This is a genomic window from Haloferax sp. YSSS75, from assembly GCF_046764215.1.
In the GTDB taxonomy this organism is placed as follows: domain Archaea; phylum Halobacteriota; class Halobacteria; order Halobacteriales; family Haloferacaceae; genus Haloferax.
Window position 1 is genome coordinate 2,801,698 of the sequence record NZ_CP177206.1, and the last position, 26,059, is coordinate 2,827,756.

Annotated in this window: 25 protein-coding genes; 12 read left to right on the forward strand and 13 right to left on the reverse strand. The window is 62.8% G+C overall.

The features are described 5' to 3' along the window. Window positions 1-399 precede the first annotated feature (399 nt). A complete protein-coding gene (locus tag ACK3R5_RS14685) occupies window positions 400-1,191 on the forward strand; it encodes an IclR family transcriptional regulator (RefSeq protein ID WP_411964803.1) in 792 nt (263 codons plus the stop codon). Between the two features lie 42 nt (window positions 1,192-1,233). Here the strand turns inward: ACK3R5_RS14685 and ACK3R5_RS14690 are convergent, their stop codons facing one another. Then, the gene (locus tag ACK3R5_RS14690) at window positions 1,234-1,884 is read right to left on the reverse strand and encodes an N-acetyltransferase family protein (protein ID WP_411967493.1); all 651 of its coding nucleotides are present in this window, start codon (window positions 1,882-1,884) and stop codon (window positions 1,234-1,236) included. Between the two features lie 145 nt (window positions 1,885-2,029). Here ACK3R5_RS14690 and ACK3R5_RS14695 point away from each other — a divergent pair, with 145 nt between their 5' ends. Together ACK3R5_RS14695 and ACK3R5_RS14700 are read left to right on the forward strand one after the other, a co-directional pair. Then, complete coding sequence (locus ACK3R5_RS14695; protein WP_411967494.1) at window positions 2,030-3,571, forward strand: lipopolysaccharide biosynthesis protein; 1,542 nt, start codon at window positions 2,030-2,032, stop codon at window positions 3,569-3,571. Window positions 3,572-3,749: 178 nt separating this feature from the next. After that, window positions 3,750-4,280, forward strand: a complete 531-nt coding sequence (locus ACK3R5_RS14700; RefSeq protein ID WP_411967495.1) for a DoxX family protein — start codon at window positions 3,750-3,752, stop codon at window positions 4,278-4,280. A 231-nt stretch (window positions 4,281-4,511) separates the two neighbouring features. Here ACK3R5_RS14700 and ACK3R5_RS14705 read toward each other — a convergent pair whose 3' ends face one another. The 5 genes from ACK3R5_RS14705 to fer all read right to left on the reverse strand — a co-directional run bounded on the left by ACK3R5_RS14705 (window position 4,512) and on the right by fer (window position 8,784). Further along, window positions 4,512-4,985: an FKBP-type peptidyl-prolyl cis-trans isomerase gene (locus tag ACK3R5_RS14705; protein WP_411967496.1), complete on the reverse strand. Its 474-nt coding sequence runs from the start codon at window positions 4,983-4,985 to the stop codon at window positions 4,512-4,514. A gap of 69 nt (window positions 4,986-5,054) precedes the next feature. Then, a complete protein-coding gene (locus ACK3R5_RS14710; protein ID WP_411967497.1) occupies window positions 5,055-6,620 on the reverse strand; it encodes a hypothetical protein in 1,566 nt (521 codons plus the stop codon). Window positions 6,621-6,696: 76 nt separating this feature from the next. After that, on the reverse strand, window positions 6,697-7,428 hold the full coding sequence (locus tag ACK3R5_RS14715; RefSeq protein ID WP_411967498.1) for a cytochrome c biogenesis protein CcdA: 732 nt from the start codon (window positions 7,426-7,428) through the stop codon (window positions 6,697-6,699). Continuing rightward, window positions 7,422-8,012: a TlpA family protein disulfide reductase gene (locus tag ACK3R5_RS14720; protein ID WP_411967499.1), complete on the reverse strand. Its 591-nt coding sequence runs from the start codon at window positions 8,010-8,012 to the stop codon at window positions 7,422-7,424. Before ACK3R5_RS14720 ends, ACK3R5_RS14715 begins: the two co-directional genes overlap by 7 nt. A 103-nt stretch (window positions 8,013-8,115) precedes the next feature. Beyond that, the gene (gene fer / locus ACK3R5_RS14725) at window positions 8,116-8,784 is read right to left on the reverse strand and encodes a ferredoxin Fer (protein WP_411967500.1); all 669 of its coding nucleotides are present in this window, start codon (window positions 8,782-8,784) and stop codon (window positions 8,116-8,118) included. Window positions 8,785-8,915: 131 nt separating this feature from the next. Here fer and ACK3R5_RS14730 point away from each other — a divergent pair, with 131 nt between their 5' ends. Next, window positions 8,916-9,851 carry an EamA family transporter gene (locus ACK3R5_RS14730; protein ID WP_411967502.1) on the forward strand — a complete coding sequence of 312 codons (936 nt, stop codon included), beginning with the start codon at window positions 8,916-8,918 and terminating at the stop codon, window positions 9,849-9,851. Window positions 9,852-9,882: 31 nt separating this feature from the next. Here the strand turns inward: ACK3R5_RS14730 and ACK3R5_RS14735 are convergent, their stop codons facing one another. Together ACK3R5_RS14735 and ACK3R5_RS14740 are read right to left on the reverse strand one after the other, a co-directional pair. Further along, window positions 9,883-10,476: a class I SAM-dependent methyltransferase gene (locus tag ACK3R5_RS14735; protein WP_411967503.1), complete on the reverse strand. Its 594-nt coding sequence runs from the start codon at window positions 10,474-10,476 to the stop codon at window positions 9,883-9,885. An 81-nt stretch (window positions 10,477-10,557) separates the two neighbouring features. Further along, the gene (locus ACK3R5_RS14740; RefSeq protein WP_411964814.1) at window positions 10,558-11,265 is read right to left on the reverse strand and encodes a helix-turn-helix domain-containing protein; all 708 of its coding nucleotides are present in this window, start codon (window positions 11,263-11,265) and stop codon (window positions 10,558-10,560) included. Window positions 11,266-11,500: 235 nt separating this feature from the next. Here ACK3R5_RS14740 and ACK3R5_RS14745 point away from each other — a divergent pair, with 235 nt between their 5' ends. The 3 genes from ACK3R5_RS14745 to ACK3R5_RS14755 are packed head-to-tail and all read left to right on the forward strand — an operon-like array spanning window position 11,501 to window position 14,029. Next, a complete protein-coding gene (locus ACK3R5_RS14745) occupies window positions 11,501-11,956 on the forward strand; it encodes a plastocyanin/azurin family copper-binding protein (protein WP_411964815.1) in 456 nt (151 codons plus the stop codon). Between the two features lie 56 nt (window positions 11,957-12,012). Continuing rightward, entirely contained in the window at window positions 12,013-13,497 is a 1,485-nt protein-coding gene (locus ACK3R5_RS14750) for a sulfite oxidase (protein WP_411967504.1), read from the forward strand. A 4-nt stretch (window positions 13,498-13,501) separates the two neighbouring features. Beyond that, window positions 13,502-14,029, forward strand: a complete 528-nt coding sequence (locus ACK3R5_RS14755; protein ID WP_411967505.1) for an FKBP-type peptidyl-prolyl cis-trans isomerase — start codon at window positions 13,502-13,504, stop codon at window positions 14,027-14,029. A gap of 73 nt (window positions 14,030-14,102) precedes the next feature. Here the strand turns inward: ACK3R5_RS14755 and ACK3R5_RS14760 are convergent, their stop codons facing one another. Then, window positions 14,103-14,408, reverse strand: a complete 306-nt coding sequence (locus ACK3R5_RS14760; protein ID WP_411964818.1) for a HalOD1 output domain-containing protein — start codon at window positions 14,406-14,408, stop codon at window positions 14,103-14,105. 5 nt (window positions 14,409-14,413) lie between these two features. Then, window positions 14,414-15,214, reverse strand: a complete 801-nt coding sequence (locus tag ACK3R5_RS14765) for a TrmB family transcriptional regulator (RefSeq protein ID WP_411967506.1) — start codon at window positions 15,212-15,214, stop codon at window positions 14,414-14,416. Window positions 15,215-15,604: 390 nt separating this feature from the next. Between ACK3R5_RS14765 and ACK3R5_RS14770 the strand changes: the two genes are divergently transcribed. After that, window positions 15,605-16,405, forward strand: coding sequence for a TrmB family transcriptional regulator (locus ACK3R5_RS14770; protein ID WP_411967507.1), 801 nt, complete (start codon window positions 15,605-15,607; stop codon window positions 16,403-16,405). A 49-nt stretch (window positions 16,406-16,454) separates the two neighbouring features. Here the strand turns inward: ACK3R5_RS14770 and ACK3R5_RS14775 are convergent, their stop codons facing one another. Further along, window positions 16,455-16,784, reverse strand: coding sequence for a hypothetical protein (locus tag ACK3R5_RS14775; protein ID WP_411964821.1), 330 nt, complete (start codon window positions 16,782-16,784; stop codon window positions 16,455-16,457). A 354-nt stretch (window positions 16,785-17,138) separates the two neighbouring features. Then, entirely contained in the window at window positions 17,139-17,336 is a 198-nt protein-coding gene (locus ACK3R5_RS14780) for a heavy-metal-associated domain-containing protein (protein ID WP_411964822.1), read from the reverse strand. Window positions 17,337-17,467: 131 nt separating this feature from the next. Between ACK3R5_RS14780 and ACK3R5_RS14785 the strand changes: the two genes are divergently transcribed. The 3 genes from ACK3R5_RS14785 to ACK3R5_RS14795 all read left to right on the forward strand — a co-directional run bounded on the left by ACK3R5_RS14785 (window position 17,468) and on the right by ACK3R5_RS14795 (window position 21,268). Continuing rightward, window positions 17,468-18,073 carry an AsnC family transcriptional regulator gene (locus ACK3R5_RS14785; RefSeq protein ID WP_411964823.1) on the forward strand — a complete coding sequence of 202 codons (606 nt, stop codon included), beginning with the start codon at window positions 17,468-17,470 and terminating at the stop codon, window positions 18,071-18,073. 108 nt (window positions 18,074-18,181) lie between these two features. Continuing rightward, on the forward strand, window positions 18,182-20,770 hold the full coding sequence (locus ACK3R5_RS14790) for a heavy metal translocating P-type ATPase (protein ID WP_411967508.1): 2,589 nt from the start codon (window positions 18,182-18,184) through the stop codon (window positions 20,768-20,770). A gap of 279 nt (window positions 20,771-21,049) precedes the next feature. Beyond that, window positions 21,050-21,268: a hypothetical protein gene (locus ACK3R5_RS14795; RefSeq protein ID WP_411967509.1), complete on the forward strand. Its 219-nt coding sequence runs from the start codon at window positions 21,050-21,052 to the stop codon at window positions 21,266-21,268. 10 nt (window positions 21,269-21,278) lie between these two features. Here the strand turns inward: ACK3R5_RS14795 and ACK3R5_RS14800 are convergent, their stop codons facing one another. Beyond that, window positions 21,279-22,133, reverse strand: coding sequence for a hypothetical protein (locus ACK3R5_RS14800; protein WP_411964826.1), 855 nt, complete (start codon window positions 22,131-22,133; stop codon window positions 21,279-21,281). A gap of 222 nt (window positions 22,134-22,355) precedes the next feature. Here ACK3R5_RS14800 and ACK3R5_RS14805 point away from each other — a divergent pair, with 222 nt between their 5' ends. Beyond that, window positions 22,356-25,931, forward strand: coding sequence for a tetratricopeptide repeat protein (locus ACK3R5_RS14805; RefSeq protein WP_411967510.1), 3,576 nt, complete (start codon window positions 22,356-22,358; stop codon window positions 25,929-25,931). Window positions 25,932-26,059: the final 128 nt, after the last annotated feature.

Here is a 26,059-nt window from a genome sequence, read left to right on the forward strand (position 1 = left end):
AGTCGCTAAAACACCCCTTTATATACTAACTTTTTTCAAGAAGTATTTTGTCGTATTTTGCACCGTTCGGCCTTCTCGCGCCCGAATTCGTCTAGTACTTCGTCTGGTACCCAACTGGCAAACCCAAATGAACGTTCCTCACGGTTATTTAGAATAATCATGAAGAACTGGGCGATTGTACTGCTACGATACGCCAGAGTGTGACAAACACACGCATATGCAACTTTTGCGGACCGTTTGCCGCCGGATTCCAGCCGTTCACGAGGTTAAAACCCGCTATAACGAGGGATTTTGCGCGGGTAGGTGGCGCTAGCTGACCAGTGGAGTAGCTACGATACCAGAAGTCGGTTTGCAGCATGCAAACAATTAACTCGGATAACCCGGTCTGTGACACCAACGATGGGCGACACGGAACCGAGAACGCTGAAGACAGTCGAGACGACTTGCCAGATTATCGACGCACTCGTCGAGCGAGATGGGGCTGGAGTCACCGAACTCGCCAATCACCTCGGCTTGTCGAAGGGTGCGGTCTACAATCACCTCGCGACCCTCCGAAAACAGGAGTTCGTGGTCAAAGACGGTGACGACTACCGACTGAGTTATCTGTTTTTCAACTACGGGATGTACAGTCGCAACCGAACAGACCTCTACAACGCCGCCAAGCCCGAACTGGAGAAACTCACCACCGAAGTCGGTGAGTACGCCCACCTGATGGTCGAAGAGTTCGGGAAAGGCGTCTATCTGGTGAAGATTCAGGGCAAGAAAGGAATCGCAGACGAGTACCACGTCAGAAAGTTCGAGGTGCGAGACCCGCTTCACGCCAGTTCGACGGGGAAGGCCATCCTCGCACACTTGCCCGAAACACGCGTCGACGAAATCATCGACCAGCAGGGCCTCCCCCAGTTCACGGAACACACGATTACGACGAGAGAAGCACTGTTCGACGAGTTAGAGCGGGTTCGAGAACAGGGATACGCCCTCAACGACGAAGAGGAGATACGCGGTGCTCGCGCAGTCGGCGCTCCGATTCTCGACTCCAGGGGTGACGTCCTCGGGTCGATAAGCGTCTCCGGCCCGACCAGTCGAATCAAAGACGAAGACTTCCACGAACACATCCCAGAGAAGGTCATGGGGACGGCGAACGTCATCGAGGTGAGTCTCGAAACCGGACAGATGTATCCGCAACTCTGAACGGGTCCGTTTCAGCCCGACGTGCGGTCTGTCGTCGACGAACTACTGCCCAGCGCCGCTGGCGGGGGCGCTCTCGTCTCCGGGTGGCGTCGTTCGTGTGGCCGCCAGCACCGACTGGTCGAGCGCCAACCGCATCTTCGTGTCCGTACTCTCCGAGGGTACGACTTCGAATCCGAGTCCCAGATAGACGTGAATCGCCCGCCGGTTCTCTTTCGCGACGTGGAGGAGCAACGCCTCGTGGCCCGAGTCCCCGGCGTCGGCGATGACGTGGCGGCAGAGTTCGGTCCCGATACCTCTGTTGTGGCTATCCTGGTGGACGAAGATGGCGAGTTCGGGTTCGGGGTCGTCTCGCGGTGCGTAGACGACGTGGCCGACGATGCGCCCGTCACCGACGGCGACGAAGTTTCGCCCGCGTTCGACCAGCGTCGAGAGCCACTCCGTGATGTGTTTTTCGCCGATAGGTGGGATACCCATCGACCGGTGTTCCATCGCGTAATCGCGATACATCTCGTTGAGCGGGTCCCAGTCGGCAGACTGGTACGGGCGGATGACGAGCCCACCGCCGTATTTGTCGACGAACCGTGGACAGCGTGGCGGGCAGTACGGCGTGCCCGTACATTGACTCGGGTCCCAGAAGGCCCCCTCCCCGTCACCGGGAGCGGGTTCGTCCCCGTCGCCAGCAGTGACGTCCATGGTGACAGATACGCACGGTGCCCTCTTGAGACTGTCCTGTCTTCGTCCAGACACGCAGTTGGGAGTGCGTCGGCCGTAGGCAGTCCGCGTCACCGACCGACGGCCAGTCGCGTGACTTATACTTCTCCTCCCCGGCGGTGTGGTCGTGCCCGGCGATTCGCCCGACGTCCCGGAAGACGAAGACGCCGTAGAGCGCCGTCTCGAAGACGCACTCGAACGCGTCGCTCACGGTGCCGCCGTCTCCGTACCCGCAATCGTCCTCGAACGGGCGCTGAACCTCGCGTTCACCGCCGTCTTGACCAATAGCTTCGCCGCGAGTACGTACGGACTGTTCGCACTCGCCCGCCGACTGCAGCGATATCTCGGGCAGGTCACCCTCGGCTTTCGAAGCGGCCTCAGTCGCTACCTTCCGACGACGGACGACGACACCGACAGAGACGTCATCGCCACGTTCGCGAGTCTGCTGTTACTCTCTGTCGCGACACTGTTCGGTGGTGTGTTGTACCTCGCGACGCCAGCGATTGCGGACGTGGCGAACGAGGGGCCGTTCTTCGAACGACTCCTCCGAACGTTCGCGGTGGGTCTCCCGGCGAGCGTCTGGTTGTTCACGGTCAGCGAGATGCTCCGGGCGTTCGAAGAAGTCGGTCCGCTGAACCTCGTGCTTCGAATCGGATTCCCGGTTACACAACTCGCCGTCGGCATCGCCGGCGCGTTCGTCTTCCGCGACATGGTCGTCGTCGCCGCGGGCGTGTGGGTTGCGATGGGGATGGTCGGTGTCGCCGCACTCTGGTGGTTGGGACGCGAACGAGGTCTTCGCCCCCGACTTCGAACGCCGGAATCTGCCACGCTCTGTCGTCGGTACGTCGGGTTCACCACCCCGCTGTTCTTCGGCGGCATCGCCATCACGACGCAACGTCTCGGGTTCTATCCACTCATCGCCGTCTACCTCTCGGGGACTGCAAGCGGCGTCTTCGCCGTCGGCGTCCTCGTGGGGACGCTGGTCCGGTTGCCACTGTTAGGTATCAACCAGTTCATCCCACCAGTCGCGGCGGCACTCTACGAGAAGGGCCACGAGACGGCACTCCGTCGCCTCTACCACGTGACGAGTCGACTCGTCCTCGTCGGTTCGACGGGACTCGCCGTTCCGACCATCGTCTATCGCCAGTCCATCATGGCCGTCTTCGGCCCGACGTTCGTCACCTACGCGTACTTGCTCCCCGGCTTTATCCTCGCACAGTTCTTCGCGTCCGCGGCGGGGAGCGTCGGTATCCTGTTGACGATGACCGACAACCAGCGCGCACTCCTCGTGGTCAACACGGCGATTACTGTCGTCCTCGCCATCGTCGCGATACCGCTCACCGCCACCTACGGACTGGCGGGACTCGTCGCCAGTTACCTCCTCATGTTGACGCTGAACAACGGCCTCGAAGTGGCCGTGTTGTACTATCTGGAGGGCCTCCAACCGCTCACGTGGGCACACGCGAAACCGCTCGTAGCGGCGATTCCACTGGCAGTCGTCGCCCTCGCCGTTCGAGCGGTTCTCACCGGGCCACTCGCCGTCGTCGTCGGAACCGGTTTCGGCATCGCCGCCTACGCTGCCGCCATTCGAGTGCTGGGAACTGCCCCCGTCGAACGGCGACTTGTCGCCACCCTCGTCAGTCGGTACCGGACAGTCGTCGGTCGCTGACGCATTTATAAGTGAACGGCCGCCGGTGACAGTGGCTGTTCGGCCGCTGAGGTCCCGAATTTCTCGGTTTCGACGGTGTTACCCCTGTTTTCGCCGATTCCCAGTTCCATGGATTCGAAAATCGGTCTGGAGTTATAACGGGTTCGCGTGCCACGTCTCACATGTGAGGTGAACGACGATGGCTGCAACCGGACAAATCGAGATGATGGGGAACCGGCTGGAGTTCGACTACTCCGAGAGTGTGACCGGCTACGTGCTGGTCCTCACCCGAATCATCACGGGGTACTGGTTCCTCCACGCGGGAATCGGGAAGTACATGGCAGCTGAACCGTTCAGCGCCGCTGGCTGGCTGGTCAACGCCACCGGTGGCTCGCCCATTCACGGCTTCCTCGCGTGGGCAGGCCAGACGCCGTGGATGCTCGGCTTTACGAACTTCATGATTCCGCTGGCCGAGACGCTCATCGGGCTTGCCCTCCTCGTCGGGGCACTCACCCGCCTTGCCGCCTTCGGAGGAGGCGTCCTGATGGCGTTCTTCTACCTCGGCAACGCGTCGTGGAGCCACGGGGTGGTCAACGGTGACCTCTTCGGCCTCATGATGTTCGTCATCGTCGGGACGCTCGCGGCGGGCCGTATCCTCGGCCTGGACACCTACATCGAGGAGATGGAGTTCGTGAAACAGCGGCCCAAACTGAAGTACCTCCTCGGCTGAGGGGGTTCGCGGCGACTCCCGGACGCGACGACGCGACTTTTTCTGGCGGACGTGACGACTGCTCGACGACCCGAGAGCAGCATCAACAGCGGTGGCGACGACGTTCCCACGTTGTGTGTGGCGACGATGTTCCTCCGTCGAGTGTGTACGCGGTGTCCGTGCGTTCAGACGACAGTTCGGCCGTGCGTTCAGCGACAGTTCGGCCGTGTGCTCGACTGACGCCGCCGTCGGTCACTCCACCGCGACGATTTCGACGTCGAAGACGAGCGTCTTGCCGGCGAGTTCGTGATTGAAGTCGACTTCGACGGCGTCCTCGCGCACGGCGACGACGTCCCCGTGGAGGCCGTTTTCGGCGTGGACGTGCAAGCCGACGTCGGGGTCCGCGCCGACCATCGACTCGAACGCCTCCGGGTCGTAGGTTCGGACGCGCTCCTCGTCGAACTCGCCGTAGGCGTCCTCGGGTGCGACGGTCACAGTCGCCTCGTCGCCGACGGCCATCCCGACGACTGCCTCGTCGAGCCCTTCGATTATCTCACCGGCACCGACGACGAACGACTGGGGGGTGTACTCCTCCTCGCTTCGTTCCTGTGCGTCGAACAGACCGTGTTCGACCGCCACGTCGTATCGAGACGTGTTGAAGACGGTTCCGTCCTCGAAGCAGCCGACGTAGTCGATGGCGACTCGGTCACCCCGCTCGATAGTCATATCGAAGCGTCCGAAGCGGACGCGGAAAAATACCGCTATCGACGCGGCCGTTCCCGTGTCGAACCACCGTCAGCGTCGAAGCGACGGCGGTTTGTTCTCGCCAGTTTCGTCTCGCATCGTCTCGGATGCGACTGTCGCCGACTGTGTCGTCGTGGAGTCGTTCGTCTCGGATGCGACTGTCTCGTTTCCGACCCACGACGGCCGGGAGACAGTCGTCGAACCGACGTTCCCGTAGGTCCACTCGAATCGGACGCGGTAGGCCCCCGCGTCGGAGACGAGGACGTAGGTCACCGTCGCCTCGGAGACGAATCCCTCGTCGTCGACGAAGGCGACGAACTGGTAGTCGTCCACCGGTTCGACACCACCTATCGACGGGCGTCCGGCACCCTCGACGCGGTAGTAGGTAGTGTCTCCGGCGCTGATTTTCCCGCTGACGTTCGTCGTTCGCGTCGCGAGATACTGGCGGACGAGTCCGCCGTTCAGGTCTCGCGGTTCGAACTGCACGGGTGGAGAACTCGTGTCGTCCGCGATTCGGCGGGTGAGTTCGGTCCCGTTGTCGGATTCGGTGACGTACCAGTCGCGTCCGTCGAAGTAGACGGTCCGCAGTCGCACCCGGTCACGGCCCGCTTCGGCGTTCTCGACGATGAGGAACCTGTCTTCGGCGACGCTGATGTCGGTGTCGTACTGGATACGAGTCGCGTTCGGGCCGGCGTCGCGCGGTTGGTACGTATCGACCCAGAGTGTGTACGAGCGGTTCGACAGGGCCGCCTCGTGTGCGTCACCGAGTGCCGTCAGGTTCGTGATGCCCGTCTCCGAGACGCCCGGAACCGAGGCGAGGTCACCGTACTCGACCGGTTCGATGTCGGCCCGTTCCGGGTCTCTCCCGAGCGCCGGCGCTGTCACGACGGCGTCGCCACTGGACGTGGGGTCCGTCCTCGTCGTCTCGGAGAATTGGCCCGCCGCCAAACCGCCACTCGACGGGCCGGAAGCACCGACCCCACCGACAGTCGATTGCGCGTCTCGTTCGAGCGGCGAGTCCACGACGCCGAGACTCACCGCGCCACCGCTCACCACGAGGACGAGAACGGCGATGGCCGCGATGCCACGCGGCGTCGGCGTCACCGCACGAGCGACGCGCCGACGGAGTACTGCCGCACGCTGGCGACTCCGCGTCAGGAGTGGCGGCCGAAGGCCGTCGACGGGCGCACCGAGGTGACGGACGCAGAGTTCGTCCGCGACGTCCCTGTCGAACGCGTACAGGACCATCTCGACGAGGGCGGCGGAATCGACGTATCGAGCACCGTATCTCGCCGCGAGCGCCCGGCCACGTCTGTCGGAACCGAACGAGACGACGACGTCTGGCGTTGCTCGTCCGCCCCCCGGAGTGTCTCCGTCCACGTCTGCGTTCTCGAAGGGGCGAACGGCCAACATCGCGTGAATCCAGCGACCACAGACCGGTTCGACGACAGTCGTCTCTCCGTGACGCGTCGCCGTGAGGACGCCGTCGCCAGTCTGCGTCTGGAACCCACGGACAGACCACACCGAATCGAGGAACGCCAGACACGCCGCTGCGTCGAGGCGTTCGAGGTGTGACGCGAGTATCGACCGCCGACTGGTCGGCCCGTTCGGAACCATCTGTCTCTGTCTTCTCCCACGCGCTGTATCGTGATAGGGACTTCTGCCCCCGTCTTCAGGTATAAACCTGCGTGCGTCAGGCCACCGCGTCGACGATGGCTTGGACCTGACTCGCGACGCCGAGGACGTCGAAGACGACGAGCAGATAGTAGAGGCTGACGACGAGCATGACCGCCCCGGTGACACGGTTGATAGCCGTGGTGTGGCGAGCGAACCAGCGAGTCACCTGTCTGCTGTACCGCTCCGAGACGAGCGAGAACGCGAGCAGTGGCGCACCGATACCAAGGCCGAAGGCGAAGAATCCGAGCAGACTCTCCGCGGCGGTGTCGAACAGGACGGGCACCCGCGCGAAGAACAGCGCGATGAACCCCGGATTACACGGGAGGACGATGGCACCGAAGAAGAACCCGTAGGAGAACGCCGACAGCGCGGGGTGGCGCGTCTCAGGGGGTTCGAGCGTCGGAATGCGAGCGAAAATCTTCGCGTCTGCGAGCAGTGCCAGACTCACGACGAACAGGACGCCGAACGCGACGGGTGAGACCACTTCCACGACTGCCGTGAGCGAGACTTCGAGGAGGAGTGAGAAGACGACGCCGACTGCGAGCATGAAGGAGACGGCACCGAGCGTGACGAGTCCACCGAGGACGGCGATAGGGAGGCCACGCTGGCCACCCGACTCGCGTGTGCTCTGACGGGCGAGATACGCCAGAAACCCGGGATAGAGGGGGAGCGCGCACGCCGCGGTCAGTGGCGTTCCGACGCCGAGGACGAAGAGTTCGAGCAGTCGCGGCGCGAGCGTGGTCAACACTCGTCGACCTGTTCGCGCAGGTAGTCGGTCGATTTGAACCCGTTTTTGATTCGGGTCGTCGTCCCGTCGGGGCACACGCGAAGCATCGGAACGGTCGGTGCACTCGCCATCGACGACCCGAACTCGTCGGTGAGACTCTTCGTCACCGACGCTGGGGAGAGTGCGTATCGCCAGTCGAATCCGTGACGCTCGGCGTGTTCGCGGACCTTCTCGGCGTCCTCGTTCGGGTCGATGTCGAGGGCGACGGTGACGACGTCGTCGCCGACTGCCTCGTGGAAGTTTATCATCTCTTTTTGCTGACTGAGGCAGTTCGAACACCACACCGCGAACGTCTCGACGAGGACCGGTCGGTCGGTGAGTCCCTCGATGGTGAACGTCTCTCCCGACCGGACGTCGGTGAGTTCGGTCGTATACCAGTCGCCGTTTGCGCCCGTGTCGGCGTCGTTCCCGCCAGTGTCGTCTGCCGGTTGGTCGCCCGCCATCCCCCCACTGTCCGTCTGCCCGCCACCGAGACATCCCGCGATACCGACGCCTCCGACGCCAGCGAGACGGAGAAATGCCCGTCGAGTCGGTCTAATAGTCATTGTATTGTAAGGAGTCTTTCGGAGATTAACTCGTCCGCGGACGGGTGCGGCTGGTGCACAACCGAGTGACGCCATCGCGAACCGTCGCGCTCACCGTCGGGCGTCAGTCGCTCGGACGCATCCGTCGCGCCTGCTGTGCCGGTAACCGGAGTTCGTCCAGGCCGGGCAGATGTTCGATGTTGTAGACGACTTTGACCTCGTCTGTCGTCGGGGCGCTGATACAGGAGAGTCTGATACCGAACTCCATCATCTCCGACGAGAGGACGTGGTTCGACGGCATCTCCATGTCACCGTCGACGACGGCGACGGCGCAGTTCGCACACGCCCCGCCGCGACACGCGTAGGGCCAACTGTGGCCGTCGTCTTCGGCCGCTTCGAGGAGGCAGGTTCGTGGTTCGACCACCACTGTGCCGTAATCTTCCGGGGAGAGGTCCGCGTCTGCCGCTTTCTCGAACAGGTCGTCGTCCGAAAGTTGCCACGAGTAGTCGGCGAGGACGTCGTAGTTGAGATATTCGACGCGGGTTCCGGTCGGCGGGGCATCTGCGGGTTCGTCGTCACTGCTGCGTCCGTCGGCGTCGAACCGGTCGATGTCACGCGCCCCGAGCGAGTACCCCGTGCGAATCTCTTCGTAGGCCGCACGAACCAGTTGGAACTCGTCTACAGACCCACCGTGGTCTGGGTGCGCTTCTTTCACTCGTCGACGGTAGGCCTCGATGACGGCGTCTTCGTCCGCATCAGCGTCGATTTGGAGGACTTCGAACGGGGTGTCCACAATCGGGCTAGTAGGAATTCGAGAGCATAAATCCACGGCTGGCAGCAGTCGTCGGGGGCGAACGCCGGAGGGACCCGGTTGCGCCTGCCGGTTTTCACTCGTTATATACTCGTGTGTCACCGAGAGACTCTATGGACCTCTCGGCCCCGCTTCCCGTGCTCCTCCTCGCGTTCGCCCCCGCCGTGATGTGGGGGTTCACGCCCGTCATCGAGAAGCGCGCGCTCTCGGACGGCGGGACGCCGCTTCAAGCGGCGCTCACGGTGGTCGTCGTCGATTCGGCAGTCTATCTCGTCGCCCTCGCCGTCTTTCAGGACGACCCCTTTAGCGGCCTCACGCTCGGGACGCTCGCCGTGTTCGCCGCCGCCGGGGCCGTCGGCACCGCACTGGGCCGAATCGCCATCTTCGCCGGGAACGCACGAGTGGGCGCGAGTATCTCCAGTGCCGTCGTCAGTGCTCGCCCGTTGTTCGCGACGGCGCTCGCAGTCGGGTTCATCGGAGAACCGCTCTCGGCACCGACGGCCGTCGGCATCGTCGTCATCGTCGTCGGACTGGGCGTGCTCTCGCTGTCGAGAGGCGGTGACCTCGGCGGGTGGTCGGGGCGTGACCTGCTGGTTCCGCTCGCCGCTGCTGCACTGTTCGCCGTCGGCAACGTGGCCCGGCGGTGGGGGCTTTCGACTGCCGAAGCGACTCCCCTCGAAGCAGTCGCTATCAACGAGTTCGCGGCGCTCGTCGCACTCGGAACCTACGTCGCCGTCACCGGGAGTGACCGCGTCCTCGGCCGGCCGCGACGCTCGTATCTCGTCTTCGCCGTGAGCGGCCTCATCACCGCCGTCGCCCTCCTCTCGATGTTCACCGCGCTCGCCGCCCCCGAGGGTCGAATCGCCGTCGTCGACCCGCTCGTGGCGACTGCACCGCTGTTTACCGTCGTCTTCTCGTGGTTGTGGCTCGGAAACCTCGAACGAGTCACCCGGGGTGTCGTCGCCGGCGTCGTCCTCGTCGTCGTCGGCGCGGCACTCGTGACGAGTGGCCCCTCGCTGCTCCGGGTCCTCGCGGCACTGGGTGGATAAAATCGAGTCGGGGACGCGGCGAACCGGGGCGTTATCGCTCGAATCGAAGCGCGTAGTGGTACGGGGGAAGCTCGATTTGCTCTCGAAGCGTCAGGTCCGCTGCATCCGTCACAGCGGTTTCCGTCTCCTCCGGGGACATCCGCAACTCGGTCGGCGGCCCCCGCGCCTCGCCTGCGACTGTCGTCGTCTCGCGCGGCATCTCGTGCCAGTTGACCACGACGAACGACCCGCCGTCGGCGAGTGAATCGAACACCTGCTCGACGAGGGCCGCCTTGTCGTCGACGCCGTGGAACGTGTTCGCGACGAGGACGATATCGACGCGTTCTGGAAGGAGGTTCGACAGGTCACGAGCATCACCCTGCAGTGTGACGACGTTCTCGATAGCCTGCTGGTCGGCCAGATGGTCGAGTTCGGCGAGGACCGACTCCTCTAAGTCGATAGCGTAGACGGACTCCGGGTCGACAATCCGGGCGGCGGGGAGCGCGAAGTAGCCGTTCCCACTCGCGACTTCCGCTACGGTCCGACCGGACGCGACGCCGAGACGTCGAAGCGTCTCACCCGGCGTCGGCCACAGTCGACCCCACCAGTCCCAATCTGGTTGTCTCGTGTTCTGGAACGCGTCCATGTGTAGACGCTTCGTTCGTGGGGTCCGATAATGACTGTGTTCTACTGGTGGGGGTTTTATCCGCCGGCGAGTGGCGACCAGTCAGGCGATAAAGCCGTTTGCGAGTTCGGCCTCGGCCCGTCGGAGACGGTACGAGAGCGTCGACGACGGGACGTCGAGTTCGGACGCGAGTTCCTCGATAGTCGTCTGTCGGGGCGTCTCGTAGTATCCGCGTTCGACTGCGACCTGAAGCGCCTCGCGCTGCGGTTCGGGGACCGAAACCGCGGACAGGGAGTCGATATCCCAGCTATCGGCCTCACAGAGCCTATCGAGGTGCAGCGTGACGCTGTCTCGAAGGTGGTCGTCGACGGCCTCGAAGAAGGTGTCGACGTTCTCCTCCGTGCGGATGAGCAAGCGCCACGTGTGAAACGACTCTCGTCGATAGGCCTGAAATATCATCCCTAGGTCGAGATATCTGGCGGCGTTCCCGACGACGGAATCACACCGATGGACGTCTGTGAGATACGTATAGAACACCCGAGAGGTCGGCGTCGATTCGAGGAGTTCGTGGTGTCGATTCGCGCCGCAGGAAGACTTCGTCATCTCCTCTTTTTCGTCGTCGTCCGACCGAATACGGTCGATTCGGTCGAGTTCACTCGACGGTCCACTGAAGCGCTCGACGAACCACAACTGGTCTCGACTGGCACAGCTCCCGAGCGAGTGTGCGGTGACCGACGAGTTGTCGATGAGAACGTCCATCACGGGGTTGGAACCGGGTTCGTACTCCAGTGTGAACGTCAGTTCACGCATCTTCCACACCCCACGTGGCCCCACCACACTTCGACACGGACTGGTGTGCGTCTCTGTTCATCGTCACTCGGTAACAATTGTCAGTCAGGAGTAATTGGTGTTTTGGCAGGAAAACGAGAATGACTGCCGACGGGGAGTCCCGTCTCGTTCGGTTGGCACAGACCAACTCAGGGTATATGCCCGTTCGACTATTGGCAGTTTGATGTTCACGATGGTTGGAAGACGACGATTCCTCATGGCGGCCGGTAGTGCGGCGGGGCTAAGCCTCATCGCGGGGTGTACTGGTGGGGGTGGAACCGAAGCGACGACGACGGAACCACCGACAGAGACGGCGACGACGACGGCGACGCCCACACCGACACCGGAGAGCAAAGTGGTAGACGTCGCCGTCGGACCGGAGAAGCGACTGCGGTTCGACCCGGAGAGCATCGAGATACGTGTCGGCGACACGGTTCGGTGGACTGCCGAAAGCGTCGGGCACAACGTGACGAGTAAACCGGGTGCCTCCGAGAAATGCGAGAATCCGGAGGGGGCCGAACCCTTCGCCAACTACGAAGGCGACCAGCACTTCGCGATAATGGACGTCGGAGAGACGTACGAACACACGTTCGAAGTCCCCGGAACCTACGTCTACGTCTGTGCGCCACACGCGGGACAGGGGATGGTCGGTGACATCACTGTCGTCGAGTGACTGGTTGGCAGAGGCCAAACCATCATTGATAATCATTTACTTTGTTATTCGATAGCATGCCTGACGGTCAGCAACGTGGTGACGAACCAACGGACGACGACGCGCGGAAGACGTCGTCTCGAAACAAGTACGTCGCACGGCGTCGGTTTTTGATGGCGACCGGAGCACTCGCGGGGGTCGGTGTCCTCGCAGGGTGTGGTGGTCAGACCGGAGACACAGAGACGACAGCCACGACGGCGGCGACGACTACCGAGGAGCCTACCGAGGAACCCACCGAGACGCCCACCGAAGAGCCTACCGAGACGCCCGAAGAGGAACCCGAGGAGCCATCACTCGAAGAGAAGTACCCCGGACTGGAGATACTCTCTCCGGAACCGGAGAACGCACAGGCGGCAAGCCGGAGTACCTACGCAGGGTACATCACACCGAACGAGGAGTTCTACATCCGAAATCACTACGTCTCACCGACTATCGACGAGTCGGAGTGGCAGGTGTCGCTCACGGGGTTGGTCGACAGCGAACTCGAGCTGTCGATGGAGGAAATCAAGAACTCGTTCGGGACGGACTCCGTCGCCCACACGATGCAGTGTTCGGGGAACGGTCGGTCGTACTTCGAACCACAGGTGGGTGGCAATCAGTGGAGCTTCGGCGCTGTCGGAAACACCGTCTGGACCGGCACGCCGATTAGCGAGATTCTGAACGCCTACGGGGCAGACACCTCGGCGGGCAACTATCTGACCGTGATGGGCGGTGAAGCACCGGACGGCGAAGACATCTTCACACGGTCGATTCCGATGGAGAAGGTGATGGACGACTGTCTCCTCGCCTACGAGATGAACGGGAGTGCACTCCCGAAAGAACACGGGTTCCCGGTACGACTCCTCGTCCCGGGATGGTTCGGCAACAACAACGTGAAGTGGGTCGACCGGATGCACGTGATGGACAAGATGGTCATCGGTGAGGAGTGGGAAGACGGTGACCAGCGTCTCTACACGCACTGGCAGCAGTACTCCTACCGCATCATCCCCGAGCAGGACGACGGGGCGGTCCAGTACGAGTCGATAGACATCTTCGACACGTACGAACAGATGCAGAACACGGACGAGATTCGGAACGCCTACATGTACGACCAGTTGGTCAAGTCGCTCATCGGCTATCCGGGTGAGGGACAGACTGTCGCCCCATCTCCGGGCGGCACTATCGAAGTCGTCGGCGTCGCGTGGGCCGGTGAAGACGGCGTCGACTCGGTCGAAGTATCGACCGACGGCGGCGAGACGTGGGGTGAAGCCGAGTTCTACGGTCCGGCGTACACCCCGACGGCGTGGCGGCAGTTCAGGTACATCTGGTCCGACCCATCTGCCGGTGAACACACGCTCGTCTCCCGTGCAACCGACAGTCAGGGGCGAGTCCAACCCGCGACCATCTCGGCCCCCGAAGAAGGACTCCGGGGCATTCAGGACGACAAGTTCCCGTGGAACGAGGATGGCTACGCCAACAACGCGTACATGCCACACGCAATCACCTGTACGGTCGAGGAGTGAGACGATGGTCGAACCCGGAGAAATCGCAATCGTCCACCTGACCGGCCGTCTCGTCGACGGCCCAGACGCCGGCGAAGTCTTCGAGACGACAGACGTAGACGTCGCCCTCAGTGAAGGCGTCTATCACGACCACCGACACTTCAAACCGTTCGAGTTCCGCGTCGGCGAGGGCCACGTCATCCCGGGACTCGAACGGGCAGTCCGCGAGATGTCACGAGGCGAGACGCGGACTGTCGTTCTCGACCCGAAGGAGGCGTACGGCCAGCGTGACGAGAGTCAGGTCGTGACCGTCCCCCGTGACGAACTCGAAGCGCGAAGCGACGTCACCGCCGAAGAAGACGAACTCGTCCGGAGTGCAACCGGTGACGTCGGGTGGATTACGGCGGTGTCCGACGACTCCGTCACCGTCGACTTCAACCACGAGTTGGCCGGCGAACGCGTCGAGTTCGAGATTCGACTCCTCGAAGTCCACGCCAGCGAGACGGGGAAGAAGACAGACGACACCCAGTCGAACGACACCGCCACACCCTGAGTCGACGGCGGCGGACGCCGCTGTTTTTGAATGCCTCGACCGGAAGGGATGCCAAACGTATCGTGCGTCGTGGTTACACCTGTGTCGTCTCTTTTCCAACGACGACTAACCCGGAACTGTCGACGGTGACTCGCCGGTCAGCAACGGTAAACGAGACTGTGACGTCGTCAGCAGACGCACTCACGCTCGACCGGACGAGCGTGTCTAGCGCGTCGGGGTCGATGAATTCGAACAGTGGGTCGAGCACAGACGGGTTCTGATTCGTCGCGACAGCATACACCTCGACGACTGCTGCCGAGGGACGGACGGACGACCAGTCGAACGTGGCACTCACGGCGTCGTCTGGCCCGTTCGGCCCGGGGACTGGGTTCGGTTCCATCCGTGTTAGTCGTCCACCTCGTCGTGCTCCAGTCTCCACGCGAAGAGTGCCCGAAGGACCACGACCAGACTGTTCGTCTCACCCGCACCCCAGATAGCCTTCTCCGACCGTGGGTCAGATGGGGACGCATCTTTCCCGTTGACGAGAACGCTCACGAGGGTCTGCTCTCCGTCGACCATCAGCAGTCTCCCCGCGGGGGTGTCCGACCACAACCACATGGAGTCGAACAGTTCTGCGCCGGGGACGTCTTCGCGAATCAACGCTTGAACGTCAGAAGAGATACCACCGAGATGAATCGTAACCCCTCGGTCTGTCGCCGCGGCTAACGCGTCGATGACGTCGTCCGTGAGCAAGTCTTCGACGGTCATGTAGACGATTTCGTCGTCCGCGCCGCGGACGAACTCGAGGATTCGGTCTGTGACCGCGGGCTGACCGTCCACCGTCCAGACGCCCTGCTGTTCGTGTTTCTGCTGCGGTGGACCGAGCGCGTTCAGTGCAGAATTCAGCCGGTCAGTCCGGTGGGAAACCTCCTGTTCGAACGTTCGTTCTGCGGTTTCGGCGGAGACGGCCCAGAACTGTTTGGGGGACGACTGCTGGACGTCGACGAGTCCTCGTTCCTCTAACTCGTCGACTGCGTCGTACACCCGAGTTCGCGGGACGTCGGAGATTTCGCTTATCTCCGCCGCGGTACCACTGTCGATAGTCGTGAGCGCGACGAACGTCCGTGCCGCGTACGCACTGAGTCCAAACTGTTCCAGATGTTCGATTGCTTCAGAACGTGCATCGTCAACCGAATCAATACTCATAGTGGGGTGCCTCTTTGTCCCGGAAACAAAGCCACGACGCGTGGCTGAGGCGGCACGTGCCGATTGTGGTTGGGACACAGTGTTTCACTGTGTGCCGCACTCTGAATACGCTCCTTCGCCGTAATAGTGTTTTGTGATTATCTGGGTGAAAAATTTGCCAGTGGAAGATGACTCGACAACGACAGTTAGTTCGCTGTGTGCCAGTCTGTCACTGGTGACGTCACAACTCGGGTTATTCACCGGGTATCAGTGGCATCCTTCTACTCATACCTACGTTGTTGCGCTCCAGATTGTGAGTGGTGTAACCTGTGCCAGTGACAACCGTTATCTGCTCTCCGAGAGTGTTATTGTACAGACACCGGGCCGACTCGGGGTTGGGGTTTTGGACACATGAGCACGGGAGATTCACAGGAGGAAGCCGTCGACGTACTTCAGCAACTCGGGTTGAAAGAATACGAAGCGAAGTGCTTCGTCGGACTCTCGCGCATGGCGACGGGAACCGCAAAGCAACTCAGCGAAATCACCGACGTCCCACGAACGCGTATCTACGACGCGATTCGCGTGTTGGAGGCGCAGGGATTCGTCGAGATTCAACACTCGAGTCCACAACGGTTCCGGGCCGTCCCACTCTCCGAAGCGACAGAGACACTCCGTGACCAATACGATAGTCGCATCGACCGACTGACGGACGCACTGGAACGGACCGAGAAAGTCGATTCGAGCGACTCGAGTGCAGTCCAAGAAGTTTGGGCGATGACCGGAACGGAGGCCATCGCCAACCGGACGCACAAACTCGTCGCAGACGCCGACGAGGAAATCGTGCTCGTTCTCGGAGATAACTCACTTCTGACCGACAAACTCGCCTCCGACCTGAACGGCCGTGCCGACGAGGTGAACCTCTTCGTCGGCACAGCGACGGAGCAACTGCAACACCGAGTCCAAGAGACCGTCCCGAACGCGACGACGTTCGTCTCCGGACTCGAATGGTTACGCGAGGAGGACGAAGCAAAAGACGACATCGCTATCGGCCGACTCCTGCTCGTCGACCGGTCGATGATTCTCGTCAGTACACTCGCCACGCACACTGGAGACGAACACGCAATCTTCGGTGGGGGATTCCAGAACGGCCTCATCGTCATCTCCCGTCGGTTGCTGTCGCAGGGATTGATACCGTCTCGAAATCCAGAGTAAGTCCGCACCGCCCCCGACGTTCACCGCGCTCTCGTCTCTCCCGTCTCCACTACACCACGTCGGGCGGCAACTCGTGCCGATGCGAGTCGAGGAATCGAAGCAGTGGGACGATATCGTCGAAGTTGGGGCCTCTGCGGACGTGGTACGGCGAGCCGTCGGCTTCGACGACACCCATCCGTTCGAGGAGCGGCAGGTGGACGTGATACATCTGCAGTTTCAGCCGTTCCCCGTCGATGTCGGACCGTACTCGACTGACGTCGAGTGGTTCGGCGACGTACGGGTCCGTCTCGAGAAGTGCGAGAAGCAGTTGCCTGCGTTCGACGTGCCGTATCGCGCTGAGTTGGGTGTCGAACGAGAGTTCCGGAGTTACACGCGCCATTCGAGGGTAGTTTACGACACCGACGTACCTCAATAGTGGACAAATTAACCGCGGGCGTCTTTTTGAGTATTCGAGTGACAACGCGGTGTTTCGGTTCGCAACGCACCGGTTCGTCCAACGGTTCGTGGGATGTAACGTTCGACGGCGACAGAGGTCCGAGATTGCGACTGCGAAACTGCCGACTCCGGCGTCTCTCACTCGGCAGTCTCGACCACACCGGCGCAGAGCGAAAACGCGATGCCGCCGAACGCGACACGACACGACGAGACACACGTCCGACTCGGGGGCGAGAGGGTGTGCGAAAGAAACGGGTGGGGGAACGCGTGCCGTGACGGCGGCGACTGGACGCCGCCCTTACGCGCTCGCGTCGTAGCCTACCTCTTCGACAGCGGCCACGAGCGTGTCGACGTCGGCGTCGCCCTCGACAGTGGCGGTGTCTGCCTCACGGTCAGCTTTGGCTTCGGTCACGCCGGTGACGCCGGCGAGTGCGTCTTCGACGCGTCCTTCGCAGTGCTCGCACGTCATACCGGTGACGGTGATGGTCGTACTCATCACTGTACGCTACGTCCTTCCAGACTTTGTGAATTACCCTTTGAATCGTTCGACTCTCGCGGCAGTTGAACTTTCGAATCGAAAGCGAATTTCGAGTAATACCTATCACTTCGCATCTCCAATCGTCGGTCATGCGCGAACTCGACGAGACAGACCTCCGCATCCTCGAACTCCTGGCCGAGGACGCACGACGCCCGTTCAGTGACATCTCCGAGGACGTCGGCCTCTCCGCACCCGCCGTCTCCGACCGAATCGACAGACTCCGCGACGAAGGAATCATCCGCCGCTTTACGGTCGACCTCGACCAATCGACACTCTCGGGCGGGACACCCGTCCTCGTCCGTCTCTCGGTTCGGCCGGAGTTGGTCGACGAGGTGCGTGATGCACTCCGCGGGGCAGACGCCGTCGAGCATCTCTTCGTCTCCGTCGAGGGCGAGGTGACGTTCCACGCCAGACTCGACGGTGACGCGACCCGAACCGAACTCGACGAACTCGTCGACCTCTCGCGGGTCCGAGCGTACGAGGTCGACCTCGTCGAATCCGCCGAGTGGACGCCGACGGTCAACGGCACCGGCTTTGCACTGGAGTGTGCCGAGTGTGGCAACACCGTCACGAGCGAAGGCGAGAGCGCCCGTATCGGTGAGACGCTCTATCACTTCTGCTGTTCGTCCTGTCTCGGTCGCTTCGAAGACCGGTACGACCGTCTCGAAGCAGGCGCGAACGCGAACGACGACTGAGACGGGAATGGATACGAGAACCCGCCTTCGAATCCAAAGTTTCGCTCGCCATCACCCACGGTTCGGAAGGCACAATTCAGGTAAGAAAGGGGCACGTATGTATACACAATGAGTAGCCGAACGGCCCACCTCGACATCCGCGGCATGAGTTGTGCGAACTGTTCACGGACGGTCGGGGACACACTCGAAGCACTCGACGGCGTCTCGGAGGCGACTATCAACTTCGCCACCGACGAGGGAACCGTCGAGTACGACCCCGACGAGGTATCGCTCGCGGCAGTGTACGACGCCATCTCGCAAGCAGGCTACGAGGCCGTCTCTCAGACCCGGAATATCGGTATCTCCGGGATGAGTTGTGCGAACTGCGCCGACGCGAACCGCAAGTCGCTGGAGTCGCTTCCGGGCGTCGTCGACGCCGACGTCAACTTCGCCACCGACGAAGCGCTGGTGACGTACAACCCGGCGGACGTGACGCTCGACGACCTCTATCAGGCCGTCGAAGACGCCGGCTACACCCCCATCCGCGACGACGACAGCGAGGATGGCGAGTCCAGCGAAGACGCCCGCGATGCCGCTCGAAACGACGAGATTCGGCGACAGAAGCGCCTGACACTCTTCGGGGCGGCGCTGTCCGTTCCGCTGTTGGTGATGCTCGCACTCGAACTCTTTACGGCCAGCGGCCTCCCCGAGACGATTCCCGGACTCGGGATTCCGATGGGCTGGCTCGCGTTCGCCCTCGCGACGCCGGTACAGGTCGTCCTCGGCCGCGAGTTCTACGTCAACTCCTACAAGGCCATCGTGCGCAACCGGACGGCCAACATGGACGTACTCATCGCGATGGGTTCGTCGACGGCGTACTTCTACTCCGTCGCCGTCCTGCTTGGCCTCCTCGCGGGGAGTCTCTACTTCGACACCGCCGCGCTCATCCTCGTGTTCATCACGCTCGGGAACTTCCTCGAAGCGCGCTCGAAGGGACAGGCCTCCGAAGCACTGCGGACGCTCCTCGAACTCGAAGCGGACACCGCGACGCTCGTCTCCGAGGACGGCACCGAACGCGAAGTCCCGCTGGACGACGTCGAAGTCGGTGACCGGATGAAGGTCCGCCCCGGCGAGAAGATTCCGACCGACGGCGTCGTCGTCGATGGCGACTCCGCCGTCGACGAGTCGATGGTCACCGGCGAGTCGGTTCCCGTCTCGAAGGAACCCGGTGACGAAGTCGTCGGGTCGACGGTGAACCAAAACGGCGTGCTCGTCGTCGAAGCGACCAAAGTCGGGTCGGAGACGGCGATTCAGCAAATCGTCTCGCTCGTCAAGGAAGCACAGGGTCGCCAACCCGAGATTCAGAACCTCGCCGACCGCATCTCGGCGTACTTCGTCCCGGCAGTCATCGTCAACGCCCTCGTCTGGGGCACCGTCTGGTTCCTCTTCCCCGAGGTACTCGCCGGATTCGTCCAGTCACTCCCACTGTGGGGCCTCGTCGCCGGCGGCCCGACAGTCGCGGGCGGTGCCGTCTCGACGTTCGAGTTCGCCGTCGTCGTCTTCGCGTCGGCGGTGCTCATCGCCTGTCCGTGCGCTCTCGGCCTCGCGACGCCCGCCGCGACGATGGTCGGAACGGCCATCGGTGCCCGCAACGGCGTCCTCTTCAAGGGTGGTGACATCCTCGAACGCGTCAAAGACGTCGAGACAGTCGTCTTCGACAAGACGGGGACGCTCACCAAAGGCGAGATGACGTTGACCGACGTGGTTGCCGTCTCACCCACTGCCGACGGGTCCGGCGTCGTCGCCGCCGACGAAGACGTCCTCGGCGAAGACGCCGTCCTCCGGTACGCCGCCTCGGCCGAGCGCAACAGCGAACACCCGCTCGCGCGCGCCATCGTCGAAGGTGCCGAAGAACGCGGCATCGAACTCTCGGACCCCGAGGAGTTCGAGAACGTCCCCGGACACGGCATCCGCGCCACCGTCGAGGGGGAGACTGTCCTCGTCGGCAACCGGAAACTGCTCTCGGACGAGGGTGTCGACCCCACGCCGGCCGAAGAGACGCTCCAACAACTCGAAGACGACGGGAAGACGGCCATGCTCGTCGCCGTCGGCGGTGAACTCGCCGGTGTCGTCGCCGACGCCGACGAGGTGAAAGAGACTGCGAAGGCCGCCGTCAGCGCACTCCGCGAACGCGGCACCGAGGTACACATGATTACGGGCGACAACGAACGGACCGCCCGCGCCGTCGCCGCACAGGTGGGTATCGACCCCGACAACGTCAGCGCCGGCGTCCTCCCCGAAGACAAAGCCGACGCCGTCGAGTCGCTCCAATCCGACGGCACGAAAGTGATGATGGTCGGCGACGGCGTCAACGACGCGCCCGCGCTCGCCGCGGCGTTCGTCGGCACCGCCCTCGGGTCGGGAACCGACGTCGCCATCGAGGCGGCGGACGTGACGCTCATGCGCGACGACCCACAGGACGTGGTGAAGGCCATCCGCATCTCCGAGGGGACGCTCTCGAAGATTAAACAGAACCTGTTCTGGGCACTCGGCTACAACACGGCCATGATTCCGCTGGCCTCGCTCGGCCTCCTGCAACCCGTCTTCGCCGCGGGTGCGATGGCCTTCTCCTCGGTGTCGGTGCTGGCGAACAGTCTGGTCTTCCGCACCTACGACCCGGACCACGACTACCACTTCCTCGACTTCCTCCGTCGGTAACGTCGGGGGTGGCTACCGGCGTTTTTCGGCCGTAACCGACGTTTCTGGATTCCACATCCGCAGTCGAGACTACGTCGCACACCGCCAGTAGCTCACCGCCGACGCGAACCACCGGCCAGCTTCCGCCGACGCGCACTGCCAGCTAACCCCCCCGTTTCACCTCGAACAACGGGTCCGTTGACAAGAGTTTGTTCCGGACAGCGACGAACCCGCGACTCGTCGGTCAGTGTGTCGATTTGCCCCGCAGTTTTTCTATCCGCGTCGAGACTGTCACACACGATGGTACGTGGAACGACGACCCAGTGGAAGACGTGGATGGTAGTCGCGAGCGGCGTGTTCGTCGTCCTGGCCGGCATCGGGACGCTGGTAGGGATGCCGTGGAGCTATACAGCAGTCGACGGAGTCGGAGTGGCGGTTCAGGTTCTCGGAACCGTCGGGGCTATCGGTATCGGTATCGCGCTCGCGTGGCTCGGCGTGACGAATGCCCGGAAGGAGTGAGTCGCGGTGTTCAGTACCGCGACGGCATGAACGCCATCCCGACGAGGAGGACGATGGTCGTGAAGGACACGATTGCGACGCCCCACAGCCCGTTTTCGAGCAAGTGGAACTCGTCTATGTTTTCGACCTGCGCGTCGTAGCTGTCGTAGTCCTGCGTCAGGACGAGCGTCTCACCGTCGGGGAAGTACGCGAGGTACTGCTCCCCACCGACAGTCACGTTCGCCTCGTTGTCGACGCCGATGGTGTTCTCCTCGGGAGCGAACCATTCGAGCGTGACACCCGACGTTTCGACTGCGGCGACGGTGACAGACTGGTTGTTGTAGTCGAAGGAGTCACCCTCGGCGACGGTGCGCGTCTCGTTGGCCGGGAAGTACTCCTCGGCAGGGACGAGCGTCGAGTCGTTGACGACGACGTAGCGCTCACCGTCTCGGGTGACCGTCTCGTTGTCGGCGTTCGGGTCGTTCTGCAGGATGGCAGAATCGTTGCGGAGTTCGACGAGCGTCGCTTCCGACGGGTCGGAGACGTTCTCGATGTCGACACGGTAGTCCGTGCCGTCGAGCGTGACGGTGCTCGCGTTGTCCCACGATTCGGTGAAGCGGGCTGATTCGTTTACGTAGGCGAGTTCACCTGAACGGACGAGGGTGGTGCCGCCACCGTGTCCGCCAGATTCCTCTTCCTCGGTAATCGACGACACTGTAAACGTCTGGTCACTGCCTGGAACGGAGAACTCGTCTCCTTGAGCCAGCGAGTACTCGGGGTTCTCGAAGCTGACCGTCGGCGTCGATGCAGTCGCGATGAGCGAGTATGCACCGGCACCGATGACCAGGAAGAACACGACGGAGATGATCGCGGCGCGTCGTTGCATGGTTTCGGCATGGGCCACACGGCGTATAACGATTACTTTTCTGTGGAGTGACTCAGCAACACTTGCGACCGACGACGAAGGGTGTTCCCCCCGAATACTGAGGGCGAGACCAGAATACCGTGGCAGTTGCCGAACAATCAAACGTTTTGTCCTACCGCGTGGAGGGTCGGGATAGATGGGCACTGGTCGACGCTGCACGCCGGGGGTGGACAGGAGCGGACGATGACTGCCGACAGCAACACCGAGGCGACACTGTTCGAACTCGTCTTCGACAGACTCGACTTCCTCCAGTCGCTCGACGAGCACCGTCTCGACAAACGCGAGTTGGCCGACACCCTCGGCTACTCTCGTTCGACGGTGGACCGAGCGATTCGAGACCTGCGAACGTTCGGACTCGTCCTCGAATCGCCGTCTGGATACGCCACCTCGTTGAAGGGGCGGTATCTGCTCACGCTCTTCGAGTCACACCGCGATGACCTCCGGGACGTCCTCCAACTCGACCCGATTCTCGCCGAGGAAGTCGCCGACTACCCGCTTCCCGTAACCGCACTCCTCGGGGCAGACATCGAGTTCACCTCCGGGACGTCGCCAGACCGACCGATTGAGACGCTCGCCACCCAACTCGACTCGACGGGGTACGGGACGTTCGCCTTCGCCCGACGCCCGAACCACGCGTTCATCGAGCGACTGACAGAGTGGGTCGCAGCGGGTCACTCCTGTCGCATCGTCGCCCCCGAGTCAGTCGTCACCACCCTCTGGCGAGAGTCACCCGTCTGCCTCGAGACGATGCAGACCGCCTCCGACTGCTCGATTCGGACGGGTGACGTCACCCCGTTTTCGCTCACCGTCACGGTTGTCGATGGGAGACCCACCCTGACCGTCGTCGACTACGACGAGAACGAACGACCCCGGTCTGTCGTGCAAAATACGTCCGAGGCGGCCGTGTCGTGGGGGCGACAGCGCCTCGAATCGCTCTGGGCAGACGCCGAACCGTTCACGTTCGGCGGACAGTCGACCGACAGCGGAGATGCAGACGAGACGCCGGAATCGGTCGCCGCCACTGCTGACGAGACGGACTCCGAGAGCGACACACGAGACGCCCTCACGGCCGACACCGATGACGATTCCGGCGGGGCGACGACCGACGACGAACGGTCGATTCACGGCGACGAACTACCGACGCGACTCCAGGCGCAGGGATTCGTTCGCCTCACACCCGACTACTTCGACCGAGTCGGTGTCTCGGCACCGCTGGCCTGCTGGCGCGCTGGATTCGACCTCGGAGAGGTCCGACGAGGGTACGCACTGGACCGCGAACGCCCCACCGACGCCGGACGAGAGAACGTCACCGAGACCCTCTTCGACCGTCTCCGCGCCGGCGACGACCACGTCGTCGTCGGGCCACCCGGGTCCGGCAAGAGTACGGTCTGTATGTCCGTCGCGACCCGGTGGTACGAACGCGAGCGCGGCCCGGTTCTCTACCGAAAGAGTGGACAGCGAGACTCGTTTACTGCGACTGCACACCTCGCGGAGTATCTCGTGTCGACACCGGGACACGCGCTGGTCGTCGTCGAAGACGCGACGCGAAGCGAAGCCAACGGCGTCTTCGAACTCGCCCGCGAGTTCGCCGACGACGACCGGGTGACGTTCCTCTTCGACAGTCGCAAAAACGAGTGGCGAGACGGCACCCTTCGTGGGTCTGCCCGCCTCGAATCGCACCGAACCCAGACCATCGAGGAAGTGTCGGTCCCATCGGTCGACGCCCGCGAACGCGAACGCATCGTCGACCACTTCGAAACGACAGTCGGCCAGTCCATCGATGCCGACCCCCTCGAACTCCACCCCGGTGACGACGAACTCGCCCCGGACGAGATGTATCTCTTCTTCCACCGACTGGCGCGTCAGGTCGGCGACTCGCTCTCCGGCGACGCAGGTCCGACGAGCCTCGTCGACGATATCGACGGCGTGTACGACGACCTGGTCCAAATCGACGACGAACTCGCTGTCGACGTCGGCGTCCTCGTCAACCTCCTGAACGTCGCCGGAATCGACGTCGAGATACCACTCGTGTACGCGCTGGCGACGACGCGACGAGAAGAATCGGTCGTCGAGTCGGCAGTGGCCGAACTCGAACGGTCGGTGCTCTACTCGACGCTCGGCGAGACAGACACCGACACGGAGCGCGTCCGAACCGTTCACGAGACGTGGTCGACGCGGTTCCTGCAGCGACTCCTCGACGTCGAATCCGAGCGCCAGACCAGACGGCGATTCGAACACTGTCTAGAAGCACTGTTCTCGCTCGTCGACGACGAGGAGGCACGGAAACGCGTCCAGTCGGTGTTCGGCGGCACCGCCGACGTCGTCCGGACGATAGACGATGACCCAGCGTCGTGGGGGGACCGACTCGTCCAGAGCGTGTTCCAGTTCGGTGTGAACAACCCCACACTGTCGGCGCTGTTCGCCGAAACCGACTACTCGGACGTCCAGATACCCGCCGCGTGCGACGCGACGCTCCGACTCGACGTTCGCCGGTGGCGCGCCCGCATGTTCGTCAACGGCGGCGAACTGGACCGAGCGAGACGCGAGTTCGAGTCACTCACCGAACTCGACGACGAGACGTTCGACGACGAGACGCTCGTCCGGGCACGCGCAGATGGATTCGCCGGCGTCTCGGAAGTCGCCCAGCAGCAAAACGAGTTCGAACGCGCACGCGACGCCGCCCACACGGCGCTCGAACTGTTCGAACGTATCGACGACGACGAGGGGCGAAGCGACGTGTTGAACGCACTCGGAACTATCGAAGCACGAAGCGGCAATTTCGATGCCGCGAGAGACCGGTACGAACAGGCGCTGGAACTCCGCGAGGCAGTCGGAAACGAGACGAAAGTCGCGAGTACGCTCACGAATCTCGCCCGGGCCGAACACTCCTTCGGGTCGTACGACGTCGCACGCGAGTACGCGCACCGAAGTCTCCAGATTCGCCGGAACACGGGGTATCGGTGGGGCGAAGCGCTCAGTCTCTCTATGCTCGGCATCATCGAACTCGAAGACGGGACGCTCGCACAGGCGGAGCGATACACGCGGATGGCACTCGAAATCCGCCGCGAAATGGGCGACACGTTGGGTGCCGCATCGTCGTCGGCGAACCTCGCAGCTATCGAAATCCGTCGGGGGAGAATCGAAGACGCTCACGAACGGTACACCGACCTACTCGAACTGACTGCCGACGAGCAACTGGGGTGGGTCAACCGTGGCGTCCAACAAGGCCTCGCACAGACGTACCTCGAACTGGACGACCCCAGAACCGCGCTCGAACACGCCGAGCGTGCGGCAGCGCTGTCCGACGGAAACGAGACGTGGGTAGTGACGGCGCGAACCACGCAGGCACTGGCGCAGTTCCAACGCGGCAACCTCGAAGACGCGCTGGATATCGCTGTAGATGCCGCGGAACGGTCGGCCGAAATCGGACCGAAGGAGAACGCTGATGCGAATTCGATTCGCGGGCGAATCCTCGTCGAGATGGGTGATGTCGACGATGGCCTCGAACGCCTGCGCGACGCCGTCGAGACTGCACCGGACGAGGTGACCGAAGGTCGGTGTCTCCGCCGGTTGGCAGACGCACTCTGTACGGTCGGACGTCCCGACGACGCACTCAACGCCCTCGACGCCGCTGTCGAGTGTTTCGCGGCCGTCGAAGCCGACGTTTGGAGACGAGAGACCACAGTCGAAGCGCTCGAACTCGCCGAGGAATTGAACGACGACGCGATGGTCGCCGAACTCGAATCGCGACTCGACTGACGCTCTCGGTGTGGCAGTCCGGGCCACGACACGAGGGATATTCTCCCTTCAGAACGGCCGAATCAGTACGTCCTCGCTGGTCTGGTCGCTGAATCGGCAATTAACGTTATTACGGCCATTCGTGAGTT